This is a genomic window from Nostoc sp. XA010 (genome assembly GCF_020829625.1).
Lineage (GTDB): Bacteria > Cyanobacteriota > Cyanobacteriia > Cyanobacteriales > Nostocaceae > Nostoc.
Map to the genome: position 1 here is coordinate 1 of NZ_JAIVFX010000041.1, position 16,969 is coordinate 16,969.

The following is a 16,969-nucleotide window of genomic DNA, read 5'->3' on the forward strand; positions in this document are numbered from 1 at the left end:
CAATTAAATTTTTCGAGAGTGCCTTCAGGTACAAGCAACCTTTTTAGTTGTTTTTGTTCTCGTAGATTACACGCGAACAAATTATGATTTATTCCGTTATCTATTTTCCCTTAACCGAGCAGTATTGACTCTGGCCCTATCAATTGTCTGCTGAAGTTCCTCTTTAATAGTGCGTCCTGGTGGCCGCTCAAGTTTACCTAGTTCATATTCTTCTTGCTCTCGCCTTATGCGCCTGATTTGTCCGGTGCTGGGTGTGCGTTGTAGTTTCTCTCTACTGCCCTGGACTTGCACCAAATTATAGTCAATTTCAATCTGTCGCAGCACTTTCTCCGAGCGCACATAATCCCAGGAATCATGGACTACTAGCCCTGTATCCATCCTGATTCTGCTGGCTGCAATGTGGATGTGGTCGTCGTCGGTGTTATGGTGGCGGAAGATGACAAACTGATTGGCATCAAAACCCATCTCCTTCATGTAGCGATCGCCAATCTCACTCCACTTTTCATCATCTAATTTATCGTCTTTAGCTGCTGACAGCGAGACATGGTAAACAACTCGGTCTGCATCTGAATTTAGTTGTCGAGACAGTTTAAACTCCCGCGCCAATTCACGGGCATTTCTCCCGCTCATATTGCCGCCGATGAGTTTGGCATCTTCACGGGATTCTAAATAATCCAACAGCTTACGAAAACCTCTGCCTTTAGTCTGCTTCCCAATCATCCTCTTCCTCTTCCGAATCTTCGTCTTCAATATCATCCGAGGCAATGTCCCGTCTGCACCGATGCAGCAGTTCTAAAAGTTCTCTTAGTAGTTTTGGATCAGCAGGTAAAGTTCGCCCAATTTTTAGGGCTGTGTTAGTTGCCTTTACAAGCTGGTTGAGGTTGTTCCCGATTTGTCCTAATTCCCAATATGTTTGCAAGCTAATTTTACTCAGTCGTTTAGGCAGTGGTCGCATCAATGCATTACGCCTCATTAGTTCACTTGCTGACATCCCCGCGTCAAGTGATTTTATTCGCAGCAGATCCAATTCGATATCACTTAATCTCACTGGAAAAATATGCTTTCGGACTAGAGCTTTAGACTGCTTGCGGTTGGCCATAAATCGAGAGATTGAGGGACATTGCGAGGGGGGTTTTTAGGGGGGTTTTACCCCCCTAAACCAGCTTTGCCGTCCGAGCGGAGCGAGGTAAAGCGTAAGCTTTAAGGCATGGCTGGCTTCTAGCCCATTTTCGGGGTAGGCGAGGTGTCAAATGCTACGGCTGTACGGAGGATAAAGCAGGGGGCTAAAGGCAGGAGTATAAAGGCGTAGCCGTGCTGCTGATCATCCTACAACTTACAGGGGAGGATAGCAACGGCGTAGCCGGAATTTGAATCAAATCAAGCAGGAGATAAATTCTGGTTCGGTGTAGCCGCTACAGAGTCGGTACAAATGGCGTAGCCGCTATATGAAAATTCTCTGATTCAGCGTAGCTGGCACACAAAATAATAGTTCAGCGTAGCTGTAATGCGAAACGATAATTCAGCGTAGCTGTTTTAAGTAAGATTTTAAATTCAGCGTAGCTGTAATAGCCCGATTTTTTAGCATTAGCTTGAATAAGACTACCAGCGAAGCTACCACATGAAAAAATAGTTCGGCGTAGCTGTAATACGAAAAGGTAATTCGGCTACGCCGCAATCGTCAATTTTTTTTAGCATTTTGAAAATAAATTGGTACAAATTATTTCAAATAGCCGATAATTATCAGTTAATCGGGATTCACGAGATAACCATGAGTGAACATCAGAATTCAGAAATAATTACGAAACAGAAGATTGATAAGGCCATCAATCTGCTGAAAGAACAGAAGCCGAAAGAGCGAGAAGATGTATCGGACAGAGAGGCCATTAGGAAAATGAGACAGTACATTGAGAAGCTGACCTCTGATAAGTACGGCTACACTTACGACGAAGTTTCAGAAATGCTGAAGGGTCTGGGTATTAATTTGGCTGGCAGCAGAATCAAATATTTAATCGGTGAGTTGAAGAAAAGCAGTCGTCGCCGTCACAAGGCAGAACCAAGCGAGGATAATAGTACATCATCAAGTCCTGTTACTGAAAATCAGCAAGCAGTTATTGCCAGCAGTGAGGCATCAGAATCGGATGGAAAGAGTACTCTGGGCAAGAGCAAAAAACAACTACTTACAGTAGAGGCAGCAACAACATAGAAACAATGGCATCCTAGTTTTAGTCTTTGAACGGGTCAAGTTAGCCACATAATAGGAATCAATATGGGAGAAGCTAAAAGGCGCAAGAATTCAGACCCCAATTGGGGTAAATCCGAAGGATTTAAAAAGTCAGACCCCAATTTGGGTAAATCCGAAGGATTTAATCATCCCAACAAACCTAAAATCACCTACTTGACTGAATCACATCCCGATTATCAAACCGCCTCTGACATTAAAAATGCTCACTATGCTGGCAAAACTCGTGTTTACCTTGTTCGCTTAGATTATGCCGATGGTGAGTATTTTATCGGCGCAGTCAACACATTCTTAGTCGGTACTCAAATTACAGTCAACGCCATCTGGACTCCCTACCCCAACAGCCAACGCACAGGTCTAGAAATTCTAGACCTGATCCGTCGAGATATTGGTTTAAAAGCTAGAGACGAAATGTTTCAGGCCGATGCTGTTCTGATCGACTTTGAATCTGACTGAATAAATTAGCAGTTGGGTACTGGTGATGATTCTGATTCAGCAATCAACATCGGGAAGTATGTACGGGCTAACCACTTTTCATCCTCGTCTAAGTCAGCCAAATTTTTATTACTACCGCTATTAAGACTATCTAATAGCAGAAGTAATAATTTTTTCAAACGTAGCCTAGCCCTAGAAGCATTACAATTCTCAAAGCTTTAGTTTAATTAGACTGATGACATTCACCTATTCTCTATACCCAGATAATTGGTCAGAAATTGCCACGGACGTTAAGCAACAAGCCCAGTGGCGTTGTCAAAAGTGCGGGTTACACTGTATAGCCCCTGGTGAAAAAACATCACATTTAACACGCTCAAAACGCAGAGTGTATACGCTACAGGTTCATCATTGGGACAGAAACCCAGCAAATAACCACAGAAGCAACCTTATAGCTCTTTGTAGTGCTTGTCACCTTTTATACCACAGAGGTGGAAAATCAAATGTTTCACCGGGACAGCTATCTTTGTGGTAAATAAGTATGGATGATGATACTCAAGAACTAATCGCAATTCAGCAAGAACTCTCAGGAATCAGCTCACGCCTGAGAAAGATTTTTCCGTCAACTCATCCCCAATTTGACAACGTGTTTGAAGACGTGGGTGCAGCTGGATATTACATCCGGGAAGCTGGTTATCGTCTGGAATCAGTTCTTATGACTGTTCAAGGTGATAGCGCAGGTTCTGCGAGTGACCCAGAGATTGAAGAAACTGAAATTGAGTAAACTTCAGTGGGCAGACAACTCAGTACAATCATCAGCAGTGAAGCCCTAACTTGGGGCGTGCAGAAGTGTAAAACTCGCCGCATCGCCCTAGTACCAAAAACTTGGGCAACTTCTGCCATTGACTCTAACAGGTGATCTGGTAATGACTCCGATTCATCAATCAACATCGGGAAGTATGTACGGGCTAACCACTTTTCATCGTCGTCTAAGTCAGCCAAATTTTTATTACTACCGCTATTAAGACTATCTAATAGCAAGAGTAATAATTTTTTAAAGTGCTGCCAGCCACCCCATCTCTGGGTAAATCGGCTCACCCAAGCTTGGGAGATTTCAGCAATTTTAGCGATCGCCTTTTGTCCAATTTTCTGCTGTGACTGCCAAAGGTGCGTGAAAGCGTTGACTATAGCGTGTCCGGTCTGCTGGTCGCGGCTACCAGCTTCAATGCAGAAGTCGCAGGCATCAACACTCTCTAATTTAACTCCTGGTAATTCACGATCAAGGAAACCCAAATCATAGTCAGCGCAGAAGTAGAATGTTAGCTCCACATTGGAGCGACGATGAGCGCGTAATCGCCCAATCTCTTGGATGATTTCTGCATGGATCAGGTCTGTGAGATACTTTTGGAAAGCGCTGTTTTTATCTTCCAGGTTGACTGGTTCCCCAGTCATCACCTGATATTGTGCGGCTAAAACACCGATGTTCTGGTAGGGAATGCCGAAACTTGCGATCGCATCACACTCACTAAACCGATTAACACCACGACCATCGACAAAGTGACCGTATTCTGTGCGGCCTTCGGCTTGGGTTGCAATCTGTTTCCAATCGATAATGCCAAGGTTGGGGCAGAGTTTTTTCAAGGTTTCTTTGAGGGCATTAACACGAGCGCTAAGTGTCAGAGAGCGATTTTTGGGCAGTTTACCCAGCCCAGTAACGTTGACCACTTTTAAATTGTCGTAGTCAGGGCGTTGTTGCTCAATGGTTAACACAGGATCATTGATGCCCAGTTTCAATTTCAACTTGTGAGATTTGAAAGTGGCATCAAGGTAAATATTAAATTTGGCAGATTTGGCCAATTCAGTATGTTTGGGATTTCGGCGGTAAATGCTGAGTACACCCCATTGAGATTGAAAACTACCATCACCTTTCCAAGCTTCCAGAAAGTCAGGCAACCAGTAATTAGGCAAGTCAAGAAACTCCCTGCCTGCCGTTCGTGCGCTGTCTTTAACTACCTTTTTGGCAGCATAACGAGCCGCAGAACTTTTTTTGAGTTGTTTATCTTGGGTAATATCAATTGAGTCCAAGTCTTCTAAGAAAGTTAAATCAGGTTCTGAGGCTTGGCGAATGGCTTCGATATCTAAGCCTGTGGGGAAAGGGGGCAGCAGCCCACGGATGCTGGCATCATCAAAGCCGTAGCGGTCAGTGGGTTTAATTTGCTGAGTAAGCAGTTGGTGTAAAACTAAGAGGGCAGGTTGCAGCTGTGATAGAAGATTTGGTTCTAACAGTAGCAGTTTGCCGACAGTAGTTTCAAAATCGCCTCGGTTCACATCAACCGAACGCACGGGCTTGATGAGTGTGCCTGCTTCTTCCCATAACCGCCCAACGGTGAAAGTTTGGTCAGCAGCATTAGTTAAGGTGACTGGTGTAGAGTCTGGGTGCGCTCTGAGTTCGGAATAATTTTGAATAGCTGTGCGCTTTTGAAAGCGGAATCCAAAACCGTCACCACTGGCAAAACGGCACTGATTTTTAAGGGAACAACCGCCACAGATGGGACTAATACCGCTCTCTTCAAAATCTAAACTGCTAAAATTCTTGTTACGAAATGCGTTAAATAAGTAAGTTCTGTGACAATTGCCATCAGTGTCGGCAGTCTCACCCGCTTTAGTCCACAGTTTAAAATCCTCACCAGTAGGAGTTTTGCGGGTGGGATCTAGTTTAAAGCCGTTGTGACGCACTGGTAAGTCAATAAAATTCGTCTCAATCGGTAGAGTAGATGGGTTTCTGTGGTTGGCATCTTGGTAAATTAATTTATCAACGCCAAATAAATTTGCTGTCAGTTGCCCCGCGTTGTAAGACTTACCTAGTCCTGGGTGAGAATTATCTAAGATTTGTGTCCAGCCCTTAGAAACAGCTTCCACCCAAGCGGTAATATGTTCTTCTGGCTGGCAGGAGATAGAGATATTGCCTTTAACTTCAGTTATGTACGGGATATTGCCGGGCTTGTAAATAATTACATTGGGCGAAGGCGTGTCAATTTCGGGTAAGGGCTTGCGTGTTGGTGGGGCTTTAAATCCTTTAAATATCGAAGCAAATGGAGCGATCGCTTGCTTTAATAAATTTTGGAAGCTGCTCAAGTCCTCTCTAACTCGCCCAAGTTCCCACTGTTCACGGCTAATTACTCCTTGGTCGCCGAGGTTATATTCATACTGCCGTTTAGGGAACCGAAAGCCATACTGTTTGGCAATGTGAAACAGTGTACCGATTGAGATTCCCCCACGCCGAAAACTGCGAATCTTAGCGTGGATGTTCCAAGTTGAACCCTTGATGCTGGGCGACCACTGTTCGGCTATGATTTCCGCATCTGTTGCCCCATAATGATTAACCAGCGCCATCAACACCTGACGGCATTCGTCATAGTTACCGCTTCCTGGGGTACGTGGTGGGATGAATGAAAGTGCGTTCTGGATTAGCTGGTCAATGTCCCAGCCTTCAGTGAGGGAAATCTCACGCCACTCTTTACGCCGTGACTCAATTTCTTGAATTCTTAGCTGATACTCCTCCCGTTCATGCAGCGCGATCGCGATCGCCTCACTTATCCATTCTGCTGGTAAAGTGGCTTCAGGGTTGACTAGCGGGAATTCGGCTTCTGTACTACCGTAGAAAACACGACTTGCATCTTTACAAGCTGGGTCATGGGGCAACTGCTGCATGAGGAAGCGCGTACAAGCTTCTACAGTATCAGCACCCTGAACATATTCGGGGAGAAGAAAAACCAACCGGAATTTATGCCACTCTGGTCTGTGACTGGCAGTAGTGTAAATTAAAGCACAGTGTTTTTTAATGAAGGGATGGGCTAGGGCTTCTGAGATCGTTAATTGGTGATCGTAAACTTTGATGTAATTCCCGTTTTCGTCTTTAATCGGCTTGTCATAAGCATCACGGGCGACATCGGAATTATCAATGTCGAGTAGTAGCCACTGAGAACCGATGACATTGGCCTTACTGCGCCATTTTCCCCCTAGCAGTCCGGCACAGATGGCGTGACCTGCTTTTATGTGTTGCTGGACATCGGCTAGAGTGCCTTCTACATCAATGAAGTTACCGGCCAGCTTCTTAAAGTCCCAGTCTTTGTTTGTGCCAGTAGCGTTAAACGCAAACTTGATTATGCGACTCTCAATCAACTCAAGTTTTGTCAAAGCAGCAGAATTTGCCCCTTGAGCATCTGCTGATTGCGGCGATACTGAGTTATGAGATTGTTGTAATGGTGACATGAGAGCTATTCCTCCTGAAGTGTGTTGGAGGAATTGGAGCTATCCCGAAAGTAATCTTCTAATACAAACGTTCAGAAATCGAATTTGATAAAATTCCTGAGTTGCCGTTTTTTGTGTAGCCAGTGTTACAATTGCTTAACACTCAAAAAGGTTTGATAAGATTACTATTAGGGATATTAATTAGGCGGCGAAACCTATACCCCAATTCCAATTGAAAGCCCGTTTGTCTCATCGAGACTTAGGGTTTTCAGCTTTTAGCCTATTCGTACTTGGCTAACCAAGCCTTGATGAACTCGGTTACTTCCTCCTCTTGAATTACAAACGTAGTACCTTTTCTCCTGAGAGCCAGAATTTTCATACTGCCCATCTCAGAATAAAGATGTGGGTTGTGGTCAGATGCTGCCTGAGTTGGACTCCATAAGACCAAAACTTTTGCTGTCGGTGTTTTTGTTACCTCTTTCGAGGACATTCCAAACAAATCTCTATTTTTAGTCAGCCATCTCTCGTAATCCGATAGCTCAACTAATGGGCAGGGTTTCCAGGTGGTTAAACCATTTTTATCTTTCTTTTTCACCTGTAGAATTTCCCTTTTTTCGTTGTAGACCACCTGACTATCTCCCCGTGAACGAATGGAAATAAACAGATGTGTCTTTCTCGGAAACCTAATAAACAAGTCGATGGGGTTCTTGTCTTCGGGCTTTAGCACTGGAAAGACTTGTATACCCTGGCTTTTAAACTCATTCAAAAGTAGGGCTGTTAATTTTTCCAGCCGCGCAAGTTTTTGAATTCGTATCAACGGCTTGTAAGCCAATCCAAAAAGAACCCATCCAAATGGATGAATTATGCCTCCTGTAGCCAGCGCAGCAGCACCAGCCGCTAGAGCTTGAGTGGACGCATAGTCTTTCGCCTCCCTAAGCATCTCTAATGCCGGTTCGTTGTGCGGCGGGAGTTGAAAATCGGTTGGTGGGTCTTTCACTGTAGTCATTGGAGACAACAAAATTAATGATGTGAAATTATACGAACTTTACTGATAGTAATGTTTGACACTGGATTTTGAGCAAATAGCCCTACTTTCTGTAAATAGGCCAGAATTTCCCTTAGAGCGTTTTTTTCTGATTGGCTTTCTTTGGTCATGCTGTACCCTTACCTTTTTTGCCCTTGGGTGTGGAGGAAGGTTGCTCATGATTTGCTAGCCAAAGGCTAATTGCTTCATCTAGTGCATCGCTTTGGGTTATTTGCAAAGCAGTGCAAGCAATTTTAAAGTTTAAAGCTTTCTCCTTTGGTATGTACCCGCTAACTTGAGTGAAATTTGGATCGTCTCGTCTTGTTACCACATCACTGTTTTCTATTTGTTCTGAAAACATTTTGACATTACCTCAAGAAAATTAGTAAAACATTACTTCATTACTTCATGAAGTAATGCTATCATAACACTAGCAAGCCAAAAAACGACGCATAACATAGGTGACAGAAGCCGGAAAGCGAAGTGATGGCAAGCCCTTAACTGGATATGTGGATTTAAGGTGATAAGCGCCTCTAAATTCTGCAAAGCCAGGAAAATCAAGAATTTACCAATCATCTGAACCATGACAGCTATATATTCCAATGCCAAAAATTGGCTCGTCCAAGCAGACTTGTTAGCCAAATCAGGGCTAACTGACCTTATCGCCGGAAAAGACTCAGGTGCAGGGTATGGCAAAGCAATCATCGGTGATTTTTCGATCATGATGCCAGCCGTATACTCACTTGTTCGCAACCGAAACATCATGCACCACGAAACCATCTCAAAAGATGGGGCATGGGTGCGATATGTAGAAGGTTCACGCCTGGACTTAAAAGATGTTCAATTTTTCTGGGGCAGTGCGGCTCTAGCACAAAGTGACCACACCCTGCTACACGAGGATAAAGCGAAAAAAGCAGAACTGGCACTAGAAAGCATCCTTGCAGACTTATCAGTTCTGAATATTCTCGATGGGGTCAAACTTTCAATTAGTTTGAGCAACCACAACCCAGAACGCTGGGCAACTGAGATTAAGCGCAGAGTTGAAGGGACTCACACCTTTGAGCATCTGCACCCTGTCACTCGTTCCATTGTCACCAAGACAGTTGAGATTGTTGTTACAGGCATTTATCCCGAAGGATTCGGAAGCATTGCCCATTGTTTATTCGGTGAAGCATCCCTGGTACTTGACCCCTCAGAATTAGCGATCGCACTCGATATCGGTTCATCAACGTGGCTTGTAACTGTCTTTAACGGCAGTGGTGCAGTAATTGACCGTCACTTGATTGAAGGTGGAGCGGGTGAACTGCACAGCATGATTGCAGAGGCACTAGACAAGCGGAACGACCGAGTGAGCTTGCTGTCCAAGGATGTGAAGCACTCGCCCAATCTCGTTAACCAAGGGATTATCGAAGGAACTTTTACTTATGGCGGCAACCACCTTACAGGCAAGAAGTTTGAAACCGAGTACAGCCAAAGTCTAGATGAATGGTGGAGTAACAGGATTGAGAAATTCGCCAACTTTGTAACTGCTGGCAATTATCTAGACCGCGCTAAATACCTTGTCGCCTGGGGTGGGGGTGTTTCTCTGCCAGTAGTGGATCAGAACCTAGCCGATTTAGGCTTTGTGGTCTTGAATAATCCCCAATTCATCAATGCTTTGGGGTTGAAACTATTAACTCAAATATCTCTAGGAGCTTAATTAATGAATTACGAATCTCGGCGTATAACCATCTCCTACTTAGCAGTAATTGAATTGTGCAAGATTTTTGATTTACCTCAAGATGCACCGACACAAGCATTATCAGCAGGTGTAGAGAAGCTGATTTTTCAACATGGCAGTGTGCAAGCATCATCCAAAGTTGAAACACCGCAATCTACGCAGCCCAATAAATCGGCACTTAGCGCAATGGTCACTAATTTCAAGGGGGCAGCATGACCAAATCCAGATTTAGAAACACGGTTTTAGGCATTGGTGCAACAGCAGCAGCGTTAGCCCTTGGCTATTTCGGAGTCCAGCAGCTTGGCAGAAACAATATGTTTACCATCGCCGCAGCCGTGGGTGGTGCAGGGGCAATCAGCTATGTACTTCAAAAACCTGCTCAACCAGAAGCCCCAACCGCACCGATAAAAGCTCAAAGGAAAGGGAAAAAGTCATGAGCGACCAAGACACCATGCAGACACAACCATCGCTAACAACAACCGAAATCATGACTATCATCCTCGGTTGTGAACAGACTCTAAGGTTTGTGCAAGCATCTCCCAATTACAAACAAATCGAAGCCTCCGAAAGGTTCAGTACATCGAATGACCTGCGTCTGGGCGATGCCGTTCAAGCCTTGATGGAGATTCACGAAGCGATTCTAAATATCGAGTTCTACTCCCAAGTCGAGGGACAAACTTATGCTTTCAACGACAGCCTTACAGCGTAATCATTTGTACCAATTCCGTGGTCAACAACTGCGCTATAGCCACCTTTCTAACTCTAGAGTCAATGCACCTTTCATTTTCAATGACTCCAAAGGCAGACGCAAAGAATTAAACCAAAACCAAGTGCAGAGGGAGGTTTTTGAACTTGTTAAGTTTTGTGAGAACTGATGATGAAGCGATTGCACCGACGACCAATCATTGCAATCGCCCCACTCTGGTATGTATCTCTCGCCGCAAAAAACGAAAAGTACAGAAGGATTTTAACATGACACTTCACTACAAAAATCCCCACGATTGGGGCAAATCGCCTCTGACCGACTCCGCCCTGAGAAAGCAGCAATTCAAAGCAGAAAATCCTGAACAATGGGCAGCAATGATTGAGGCGGATATTGAGGCACTCTCCACACCAATATTCGAGAGTGAAGATTACCCACCCTTTACCGGGACTGAATTTCTAGCGACTCATGAAACCATTGATGATCATCCATACTCTGCTGCATTTGGTCAATTCTTGGGTAATGGTATTGACGCGGACATTGCAAATATCTTAGCGTTTGGCTCTAAGCGATTTGATTTAATCTCTGATGATTTTGATGATCCAATACGGCAACTAGCAACGAGAATTTATAGCCGATTTGAAGAGATGGGTTACTGGGATAAGTTGCCCCAATCATCCAGCAATATCGACTATGACTACATCCCTTATTAGGAGATAAAATGGCACGTAATTTTGGAGCAGCAAAACTCAAAAACCATATTCCCAATAATGCCCCCGGTACGTTAGGAGCAATGGGCAGACTGTTTGATGTCTCAGAATCGGACTTCAACAAAGCCCTCCTTGGCGACCAAACGGTAATCACCAAAATTGCAGACATGGCGCGACTGTCTGACACAGCTAAGGCTAATCTGCCTAAAGCTTTGGAGGCATATCGGAAGATTATTGAAACCACAGGCGATGTAAACCAAGCCTATGCCGAACTGGTGCAATTGACCCAAAAACACGGTACGCAAACCCTGAAAGCTATCAACACCAGTAAGACAGGAGAGCAGCGTTTCAAAAATGAGATGTCCGAGATGCAGGCAGAACACGTCAACGCCACCACTGCCGAGGCCACCCGTCACGCGCAACGCTCATCCTTGATTCAGATATCTGGGGCTACAGCCGACCTCATGGCGATCGCAAAATATGAGGCTGATTTAATCAAAGCTTCTAACAAAGTCCCAGAAGCCCAAGACGCGGCGGATAGGGCATACGAAACCGCAGTTACTAGCGCACTGTGGACAAACGGTAGTGAAGCGAAAACCGACCGCATACCAAAGCCTAATTACTCGCGCACTGCTGGGATTAGCCGAGTAGGGCAGTGGTTCCGCAACTTCATGGGCATCTAAGCCATAAGTAAGTCGAAAGCTAGGGGTGAAGATACCTCTGGCTTTTTCTGTTTCACCCACGCGAGGTAAACATGAATGAAATTGATTCCCTATTATCGCAGTTCCAAAACACCAGTGAACAGTCCACACCGTTAATGTGGGGTGAAACTACTTCAGAAAAACCGACCCCAGAGAGCGAAGACGGCGAACGGCTAGAACAGTCAATTAGAGATGTTTTCAGTAACAAACAACTCCTCAACAAAGCACTCTTTACATTTTTGGGCGTATTCACCGCTAACACTGGAGTCAGCCTACTAACAAGTTTGGGAATTGGGGCGATCGCTTCTGGCACTTTAAGCAGCATTGTACTAGGGCTATTTTTCGCTGATACCCTTACTAAAATTCACTATGACGGCAGAATCCACATTGGTAAAGACTTCATGGTAGCCACTGCTCAGACGGTGAGTGTAGGGGCTTCGTTGTGGATTGCCTTTGATGAATATAGGGCAGTGTCAGAAGCAACTAATACAGGTAAGACACGGTTCTATCAGGAGGTTAAAACCTACGAAGTTAAGCCAACTCCCAAGAGTGAAATACCTTGGGGCTTGATTGGGGTAGGTGCTTTTGTGTTGTTGGTGATTGCAGCAATCGTCAGGGGGACAAACCAATGAAACGTAAGGAATTCGAGTCATACTTGCGTTCAGGAAGAGCGAACAATATTACTGTAGGGCTGCTGGCAACCATCGGGTTAATTTGCGGGGCAAAGTCATTTACTGGCACTCAAATTAGTTTGGTTGAGTATTGCTTCATCCCCGAAAAGCTCACCAAGCCGGTTAACCGTCAAAGGTACTGCACTCCCAACAAGCGTTACATAATGCCAGAGTCGGAGTTTTATGCCTCTTCTTATGCACCAGCTAACCCAGAGTTTCAACGTGATAACTTCCTGCCTACCAAAGCAACGAGATTAAGAATTATTCCACCAAGTAACCCAGATAAGCCGCTTTGGGGTCTAGCCGCAGTAGTGGTCACAGGTGGTGCTTTCGCATTGTCTAAGGCTAGGGAATGGCGATTGATGCAGATGTTACCCGAACTGAGGAATGAGCTAAAAGCCAACTGGTTAATCAGCAAGCTTCGTGAAGGTTTAAGAATCCACAAGGAAAGTTACACCGCACAGCTAGACTACGAGTTTCACCAATGGTCAGAGAATCGACGGCTAAGAGCAGCACAATTATCAAAGATGACACCGGAAGAATTAGCCATATTTCAAGAGCAAGTCAGGTTAAAGGCAGAAGCCGAAGCACGGGTGCAACTGCAACAGGCAACTGGACAACCAGTCGGCGCATTACCGGGGCAGTCAATGCAGGATATCGCCAGGGGTGACGATAAAGTGACTGCCTCTGAACAGCAGACATTACAACAAAATACGAATGGTAGCCTTGACCCATCAGAAGCTCTCGCCCTGAATACTTTGCAAGCCCTAGCCAGAGCAGATAGTTCCACTGCTTTAGTTGCCGCACCGGGAAGCGGTAAATCAGTTACCCTCAATTACTTAATTCAGAAGATTTTGGCGGATTACAAGAATGCTGATATTTGGGTAATTAGTGCTAAGAATGATAGTTTCTGCGGTTTACGAGAGAAGGGGCGGGTAATTGTCTTTGATCAGGAAAACCCAGACTTAGCCAAAGAGGTAATTGACAACTTTTACCTGAGCTACAAAAAGCGTAAACAGCTACCAGAATCAAAGCGCGAATCGTTACCACCATTAATTCTAATTTTGGATGATTGGTTGGTGATTGCTGACTCATTAAGCAAGCTTTACTCCGACTGGAATTATGGGGGGAAATTACTTGATGTTTTACTGATTGGTAGAGAGTTTAATACTAAGTTTATTGCTTCCCTACAGTCTTTTAATTTGGCGGCTTTGGGCATTGAAAAGATGGATGCTCAAACGAGGCTGTGTCTCAATTTACTGCTGTTAGGTAACAGGTATATCAAGAACGGAAGGGAACAAGAATCTTATGGGGTACTGGAGTTGATTTTAAATAGAGGTGACATTATTCCAGGTAAGCAAGAGCGGGAGCAAATTAAATCTAAATACTTGGATATTAAAGCAGTCTCTTATCAAAACCTCCGTCCAGTTATGATTGCTTCCGTTGGTGGTTTTGTTGTGGCATTGATGCCTAAATTCTCTAATCAAGTCAATTCAATTGCTTCGGAGCAGGAATATTTAGATAGAGTATTTGACCTGGAATTTAATTTAACTGCTACTCATCCTCACCACCCCAAGCCATTATCTGAAGTAGCGAAAAAGATTTATGAATACTTCCAGAATGTCAAGACTAAAACCCCAAAAATATTACGCGATTTGAAGAAAGCAGACAGGTTATCTGGTTATTCAGAGCCAGAGTTAATTGATGGGTTAGCTGAATTAGTTAAGACTGATCAGGTAAATTCTGATGGTAATGATAGCTACTCCCTGCCTGATTGGTGAAGGTAATGCCGTGATGCCGTGGTCATAACAAGGGATGTTTTACAGGCTTTAATGGGTGTCCACGGCATACGGCAGCAATCACGGCAATCCATACCCTGTATAGGTCGTAGCCTACGGCACTGCTACGGCAGCACGGACACCCACGGCAGAAGCATCAATAATAAGTCCGCCAATAAACAGCTATTTATTATTAGAGGATTATCAACATCATGCTGAAAATAGTAATTGTTGAACCAGAAACATTCACGCTCTTAGGCATCAAAGGCGCTATTTCACAATCTCCAGATATAGAAGTAACTGGTGATGCCTCCAGTGGAAAGCTAGGGTTTCAGTTAATTGAACAGACCAACCCTGATGTTGTGTTAGTTGATTTACTCTTACCCGACATGAGTGGTTTAGAACTGACTCGCTCAATCAAAAGAAAGACTAATAGTAAAGTGGTAATTTTTACGAATCAGACTCATTCCGACTTTATTAAGTCAGCTTTCCATCATGGGGCTGATTCTTATATGCTCAAAACTGCTGATGTAGAATTGATTGAATTAGCCATCAAGAGAGCTTATTTTGATGAATGCCTGCTTGACCCGAAGCTGGCTAAAAAACTGTTAAAAAGCCTTGATAAAAATAGATATATTGACCCTAGTTTTGCTGACAAAAACTTGCTTGATTCTCCCACCGAACGACAAATACAAGTCCTGCGTTTACTGGCTCAGGGTTTAGCTTTTGAACAGATTGCCAAATAAATGTTTCTCTCTGTTAGTACAGTCAAACGTTATGCCAGTGATTTGTACAGTAAATGGCACGTCAAGAACAGTTATGAGGCGATAAAAAGAGGGGCGATGCTTGGTTATATCGACTATAACTTGATTGTGAATGAATGATGTATTGGTGAGGAGAGCAAAAGGATTAAGTCGGGGAGTGGTGGGGTTTAATTCTTATTTACTTCTGTTGCTAACAGAAGTGAAATCAAATAATTTTTGGAAGCGTTCAAGATTCAGATGATGTGTAAATATGAAAATTTCCTCACCTAATGTTGCTGCATACTATCACCCCAGGCGCAAAAGTTGTGGGCATCGCTGGTATCTAACTCATCTCCATCTCCCTAATGTATACATCTGTAGACGCTGTAAACGTGCTAAGGATACACCTAAGTAACCTGGACGCAGTTTGGTTGAGTACTTATGGCTGTTTGTAATTAATTTTACTATAATCGAATAGATGTTTTTGGCATAAAAAAAAGCCTGTATGAGCCGAAAAGCCACAGTTCGTTCGGATATTGAGTTTGAGTCGAATATCAAATGGTTACGGGACATTAAGGATATTCCTTATGTAAGAGAACATTTCGATACAGAATGTAATAAGCGTGAAGGATTGGTTAAATATCAAGGACATGAGATTGTAGGCTATGCAGAGCTAGAAAAAAATGCTCCTAAAACATACCCAGGAAAATATTCCAGAAGAATATTTTGGCTTTCAAAAGAAGATCGTTTTTATAAACCAGATGGAGCTTACAAGCAAGGATGCCCAAGTGAAGCTATAGATCCATTAACTGTTTCTACTAAAGTCTTAGGACGGGTAACGGAAAGAGCTTGGGGAGGGACATTACCACCAAATCTTGACTAAACCAAAATAAATAACCCTGATTATAAAACACGCTCATCTCCCAAAATTGGGCGTGTTTTCCCTTCGCTAAAATTAAAAGTGATAAATTTAATCTCTTTTCATACGCCAGAAACTAAAACGCTTAGATTTCGTGTTTTTTGGTGAAATTACGGAAGTCTTCAAGTGCAAAATTCCTACAATAGTATGCTGATATCCCAACTGGATCTACCACAAGCAATCACAACGTAGGCAGTTCTTTACAAGTGTTGGTTAATAAGTAAGTTAAAAGGGGAATCCTAAATGTGTAGTTAAGCAAGAAAGTTGGTAAAAGCAATGGATGATGCCCAAAAATACTATGATGCCGCTCATTCAAGTGCTGAAGCAGAAGATTATGCTAAGGCAATTCAACTATATACTCAGGCTATAGAACTAAATCCTAAAGATGACAGAATATATTTTGATAGAGGAAAAAGTAGGTTTTTTAATCAGGATTTCAAAGGTGCTTTAGAAGATTTCACTAAAACTTTAGAAATAAATCCTTTCGATTTTCCAGCCTATGTAGAAAGAGGATTAACTTATACTCAGTTTGAGCAATGGGAAGAAGCTATAGAAAATTATGAGAAAGCTTTAGAAATTTGTCCAGAAGACTACATTGCTTACTACAATCGAGGAGAAGCATATTTACATATCAAAGAATACGAAAAAGGTATAAATGACTTAGAGACAGCCGCTAACATTGTACTATCAGACGGCGATATGCTGTTATACAGAAAGATCCGCTACAGGCTGTATGAAGTAATTAGTTCACTGGGTTACGAATATGAAGATACAGAGTATGTTCCTGATGAAAATGAATCGGGACGAGAGTGGCTCATGGCTGTAAATATGATTAATTTCTCCTTTGAACCAGTTATTATAAATCAAATTCAGAATGCTAGTCCTTCAGAACAAAATGACATAGAAGCAGAAGCATATTTTCAGTGGCAAGGGAAATGGTATTTTGTACCAAGAAGAGAATAAAATAAGGTGCGTATATACCTAGCGAAGGTACGGATTGAGCCAATATGCCTACACATCGGGAAATTAAGGATGAAAACGATTGTCCTGTACTCGTATTTGATAATTTACTACTTAT

20 protein-coding genes are annotated in these 16,969 nt (G+C 43.3%); 14 read left to right on the top strand and 6 right to left on the bottom strand.

Annotated elements, in window-relative coordinates; genetic code table 11:
• Positions 1–96: 96 nt before the first annotated feature.
• Together LC608_RS31115 and LC608_RS31120 are read right to left on the bottom strand one after the other, a co-directional pair.
• Positions 97–720, bottom strand: a complete 624-nt coding sequence (locus LC608_RS31115; protein ID WP_229557252.1) for a relaxase/mobilization nuclease domain-containing protein — start codon at positions 718–720, stop codon at positions 97–99.
• Positions 701–1,099, bottom strand: a complete 399-nt coding sequence (locus LC608_RS31120) for a plasmid mobilization relaxosome protein MobC (protein ID WP_229557253.1) — start codon at positions 1,097–1,099, stop codon at positions 701–703. The genes LC608_RS31115 and LC608_RS31120 overlap by 20 nt, the downstream gene beginning before the upstream one ends.
• 669 nt (positions 1,100–1,768) lie before the next feature.
• Between LC608_RS31120 and LC608_RS31125 the strand changes: the two genes are divergently transcribed.
• Both LC608_RS31125 and LC608_RS31130 read left to right on the top strand, forming a co-directional pair.
• Positions 1,769–2,203, top strand: a complete 435-nt coding sequence (locus LC608_RS31125; RefSeq protein WP_229557254.1) for a hypothetical protein — start codon at positions 1,769–1,771, stop codon at positions 2,201–2,203.
• A gap of 63 nt (positions 2,204–2,266) precedes the next feature.
• Entirely contained in the window at positions 2,267–2,695 is a 429-nt protein-coding gene (locus LC608_RS31130; protein ID WP_229557255.1) for a hypothetical protein, read from the top strand.
• 5 nt (positions 2,696–2,700) lie between these two features.
• On the opposite strand, the gene LC608_RS31135 is transcribed toward LC608_RS31130, so the two are convergent.
• Positions 2,701–2,853 (bottom strand): hypothetical protein, encoded by a 153-nt coding sequence (locus LC608_RS31135; protein WP_229557256.1) that lies wholly within the window; start codon positions 2,851–2,853, stop codon positions 2,701–2,703.
• Between the two features lie 359 nt (positions 2,854–3,212).
• Between LC608_RS31135 and LC608_RS31145 the strand changes: the two genes are divergently transcribed.
• Positions 3,213–3,455, top strand: coding sequence for a hypothetical protein (locus LC608_RS31145; RefSeq protein WP_146195946.1), 243 nt, complete (start codon positions 3,213–3,215; stop codon positions 3,453–3,455).
• Here LC608_RS31145 and LC608_RS31150 read toward each other — a convergent pair.
• The 3 genes from LC608_RS31150 to LC608_RS31160 form a co-directional block, all read right to left on the bottom strand.
• On the bottom strand, positions 3,395–6,943 hold the full coding sequence (locus LC608_RS31150; RefSeq protein WP_229557258.1) for a PriCT-2 domain-containing protein: 3,549 nt from the start codon (positions 6,941–6,943) through the stop codon (positions 3,395–3,397). The genes LC608_RS31145 and LC608_RS31150 overlap by 61 nt on opposite strands.
• Positions 6,944–7,202: 259 nt before the next feature.
• A complete protein-coding gene (locus tag LC608_RS31155) occupies positions 7,203–7,928 on the bottom strand; it encodes a hypothetical protein (RefSeq protein WP_190918275.1) in 726 nt (241 codons plus the stop codon).
• A 145-nt stretch (positions 7,929–8,073) separates the two neighbouring features.
• Positions 8,074–8,307 carry a hypothetical protein gene (locus LC608_RS31160; RefSeq protein WP_185585979.1) on the bottom strand — a complete coding sequence of 78 codons (234 nt, stop codon included), beginning with the start codon at positions 8,305–8,307 and terminating at the stop codon, positions 8,074–8,076.
• Between the two features lie 222 nt (positions 8,308–8,529).
• Between LC608_RS31160 and LC608_RS31165 the strand changes: the two genes are divergently transcribed.
• The 11 genes from LC608_RS31165 to LC608_RS31215 all read left to right on the top strand — a co-directional run bounded on the left by LC608_RS31165 (position 8,530) and on the right by LC608_RS31215 (position 16,854).
• Complete coding sequence (locus tag LC608_RS31165) at positions 8,530–9,645, top strand: ParM/StbA family protein (RefSeq protein ID WP_229557259.1); 1,116 nt, start codon at positions 8,530–8,532, stop codon at positions 9,643–9,645.
• A gap of 3 nt (positions 9,646–9,648) precedes the next feature.
• Complete coding sequence (locus tag LC608_RS31170) at positions 9,649–9,882, top strand: hypothetical protein (protein WP_229557260.1); 234 nt, start codon at positions 9,649–9,651, stop codon at positions 9,880–9,882.
• Positions 9,879–10,103, top strand: coding sequence for a hypothetical protein (locus LC608_RS31175; protein ID WP_229557261.1), 225 nt, complete (start codon positions 9,879–9,881; stop codon positions 10,101–10,103). The genes LC608_RS31170 and LC608_RS31175 overlap by 4 nt, the downstream gene beginning before the upstream one ends.
• Complete coding sequence (locus LC608_RS31180; RefSeq protein ID WP_229557262.1) at positions 10,100–10,375, top strand: hypothetical protein; 276 nt, start codon at positions 10,100–10,102, stop codon at positions 10,373–10,375. Before LC608_RS31175 ends, LC608_RS31180 begins: the two co-directional genes overlap by 4 nt.
• A 137-nt stretch (positions 10,376–10,512) precedes the next feature.
• A complete protein-coding gene (locus tag LC608_RS31185; RefSeq protein ID WP_229557263.1) occupies positions 10,513–11,082 on the top strand; it encodes a hypothetical protein in 570 nt (189 codons plus the stop codon).
• Positions 11,083–11,090: 8 nt separating this feature from the next.
• A complete protein-coding gene (locus tag LC608_RS31190) occupies positions 11,091–11,762 on the top strand; it encodes a hypothetical protein (protein WP_229557264.1) in 672 nt (223 codons plus the stop codon).
• A gap of 71 nt (positions 11,763–11,833) precedes the next feature.
• On the top strand, positions 11,834–12,412 hold the full coding sequence (locus LC608_RS31195) for a hypothetical protein (protein WP_196528450.1): 579 nt from the start codon (positions 11,834–11,836) through the stop codon (positions 12,410–12,412).
• Positions 12,409–14,232 (top strand): type IV secretory system conjugative DNA transfer family protein, encoded by a 1,824-nt coding sequence (locus LC608_RS31200; RefSeq protein ID WP_229557265.1) that lies wholly within the window; start codon positions 12,409–12,411, stop codon positions 14,230–14,232. Before LC608_RS31195 ends, LC608_RS31200 begins: the two co-directional genes overlap by 4 nt.
• Before the next feature lie 209 nt (positions 14,233–14,441).
• The gene (locus tag LC608_RS31205; RefSeq protein WP_229557266.1) at positions 14,442–14,975 is read left to right on the top strand and encodes a response regulator transcription factor; all 534 of its coding nucleotides are present in this window, start codon (positions 14,442–14,444) and stop codon (positions 14,973–14,975) included.
• A 502-nt stretch (positions 14,976–15,477) separates the two neighbouring features.
• Positions 15,478–15,855, top strand: coding sequence for a DUF6009 family protein (locus tag LC608_RS31210; protein WP_229557267.1), 378 nt, complete (start codon positions 15,478–15,480; stop codon positions 15,853–15,855).
• Positions 15,856–16,167: 312 nt separating this feature from the next.
• Positions 16,168–16,854, top strand: coding sequence for a tetratricopeptide repeat protein (locus LC608_RS31215; RefSeq protein ID WP_229557268.1), 687 nt, complete (start codon positions 16,168–16,170; stop codon positions 16,852–16,854).
• Positions 16,855–16,969 lie beyond the last annotated feature (115 nt).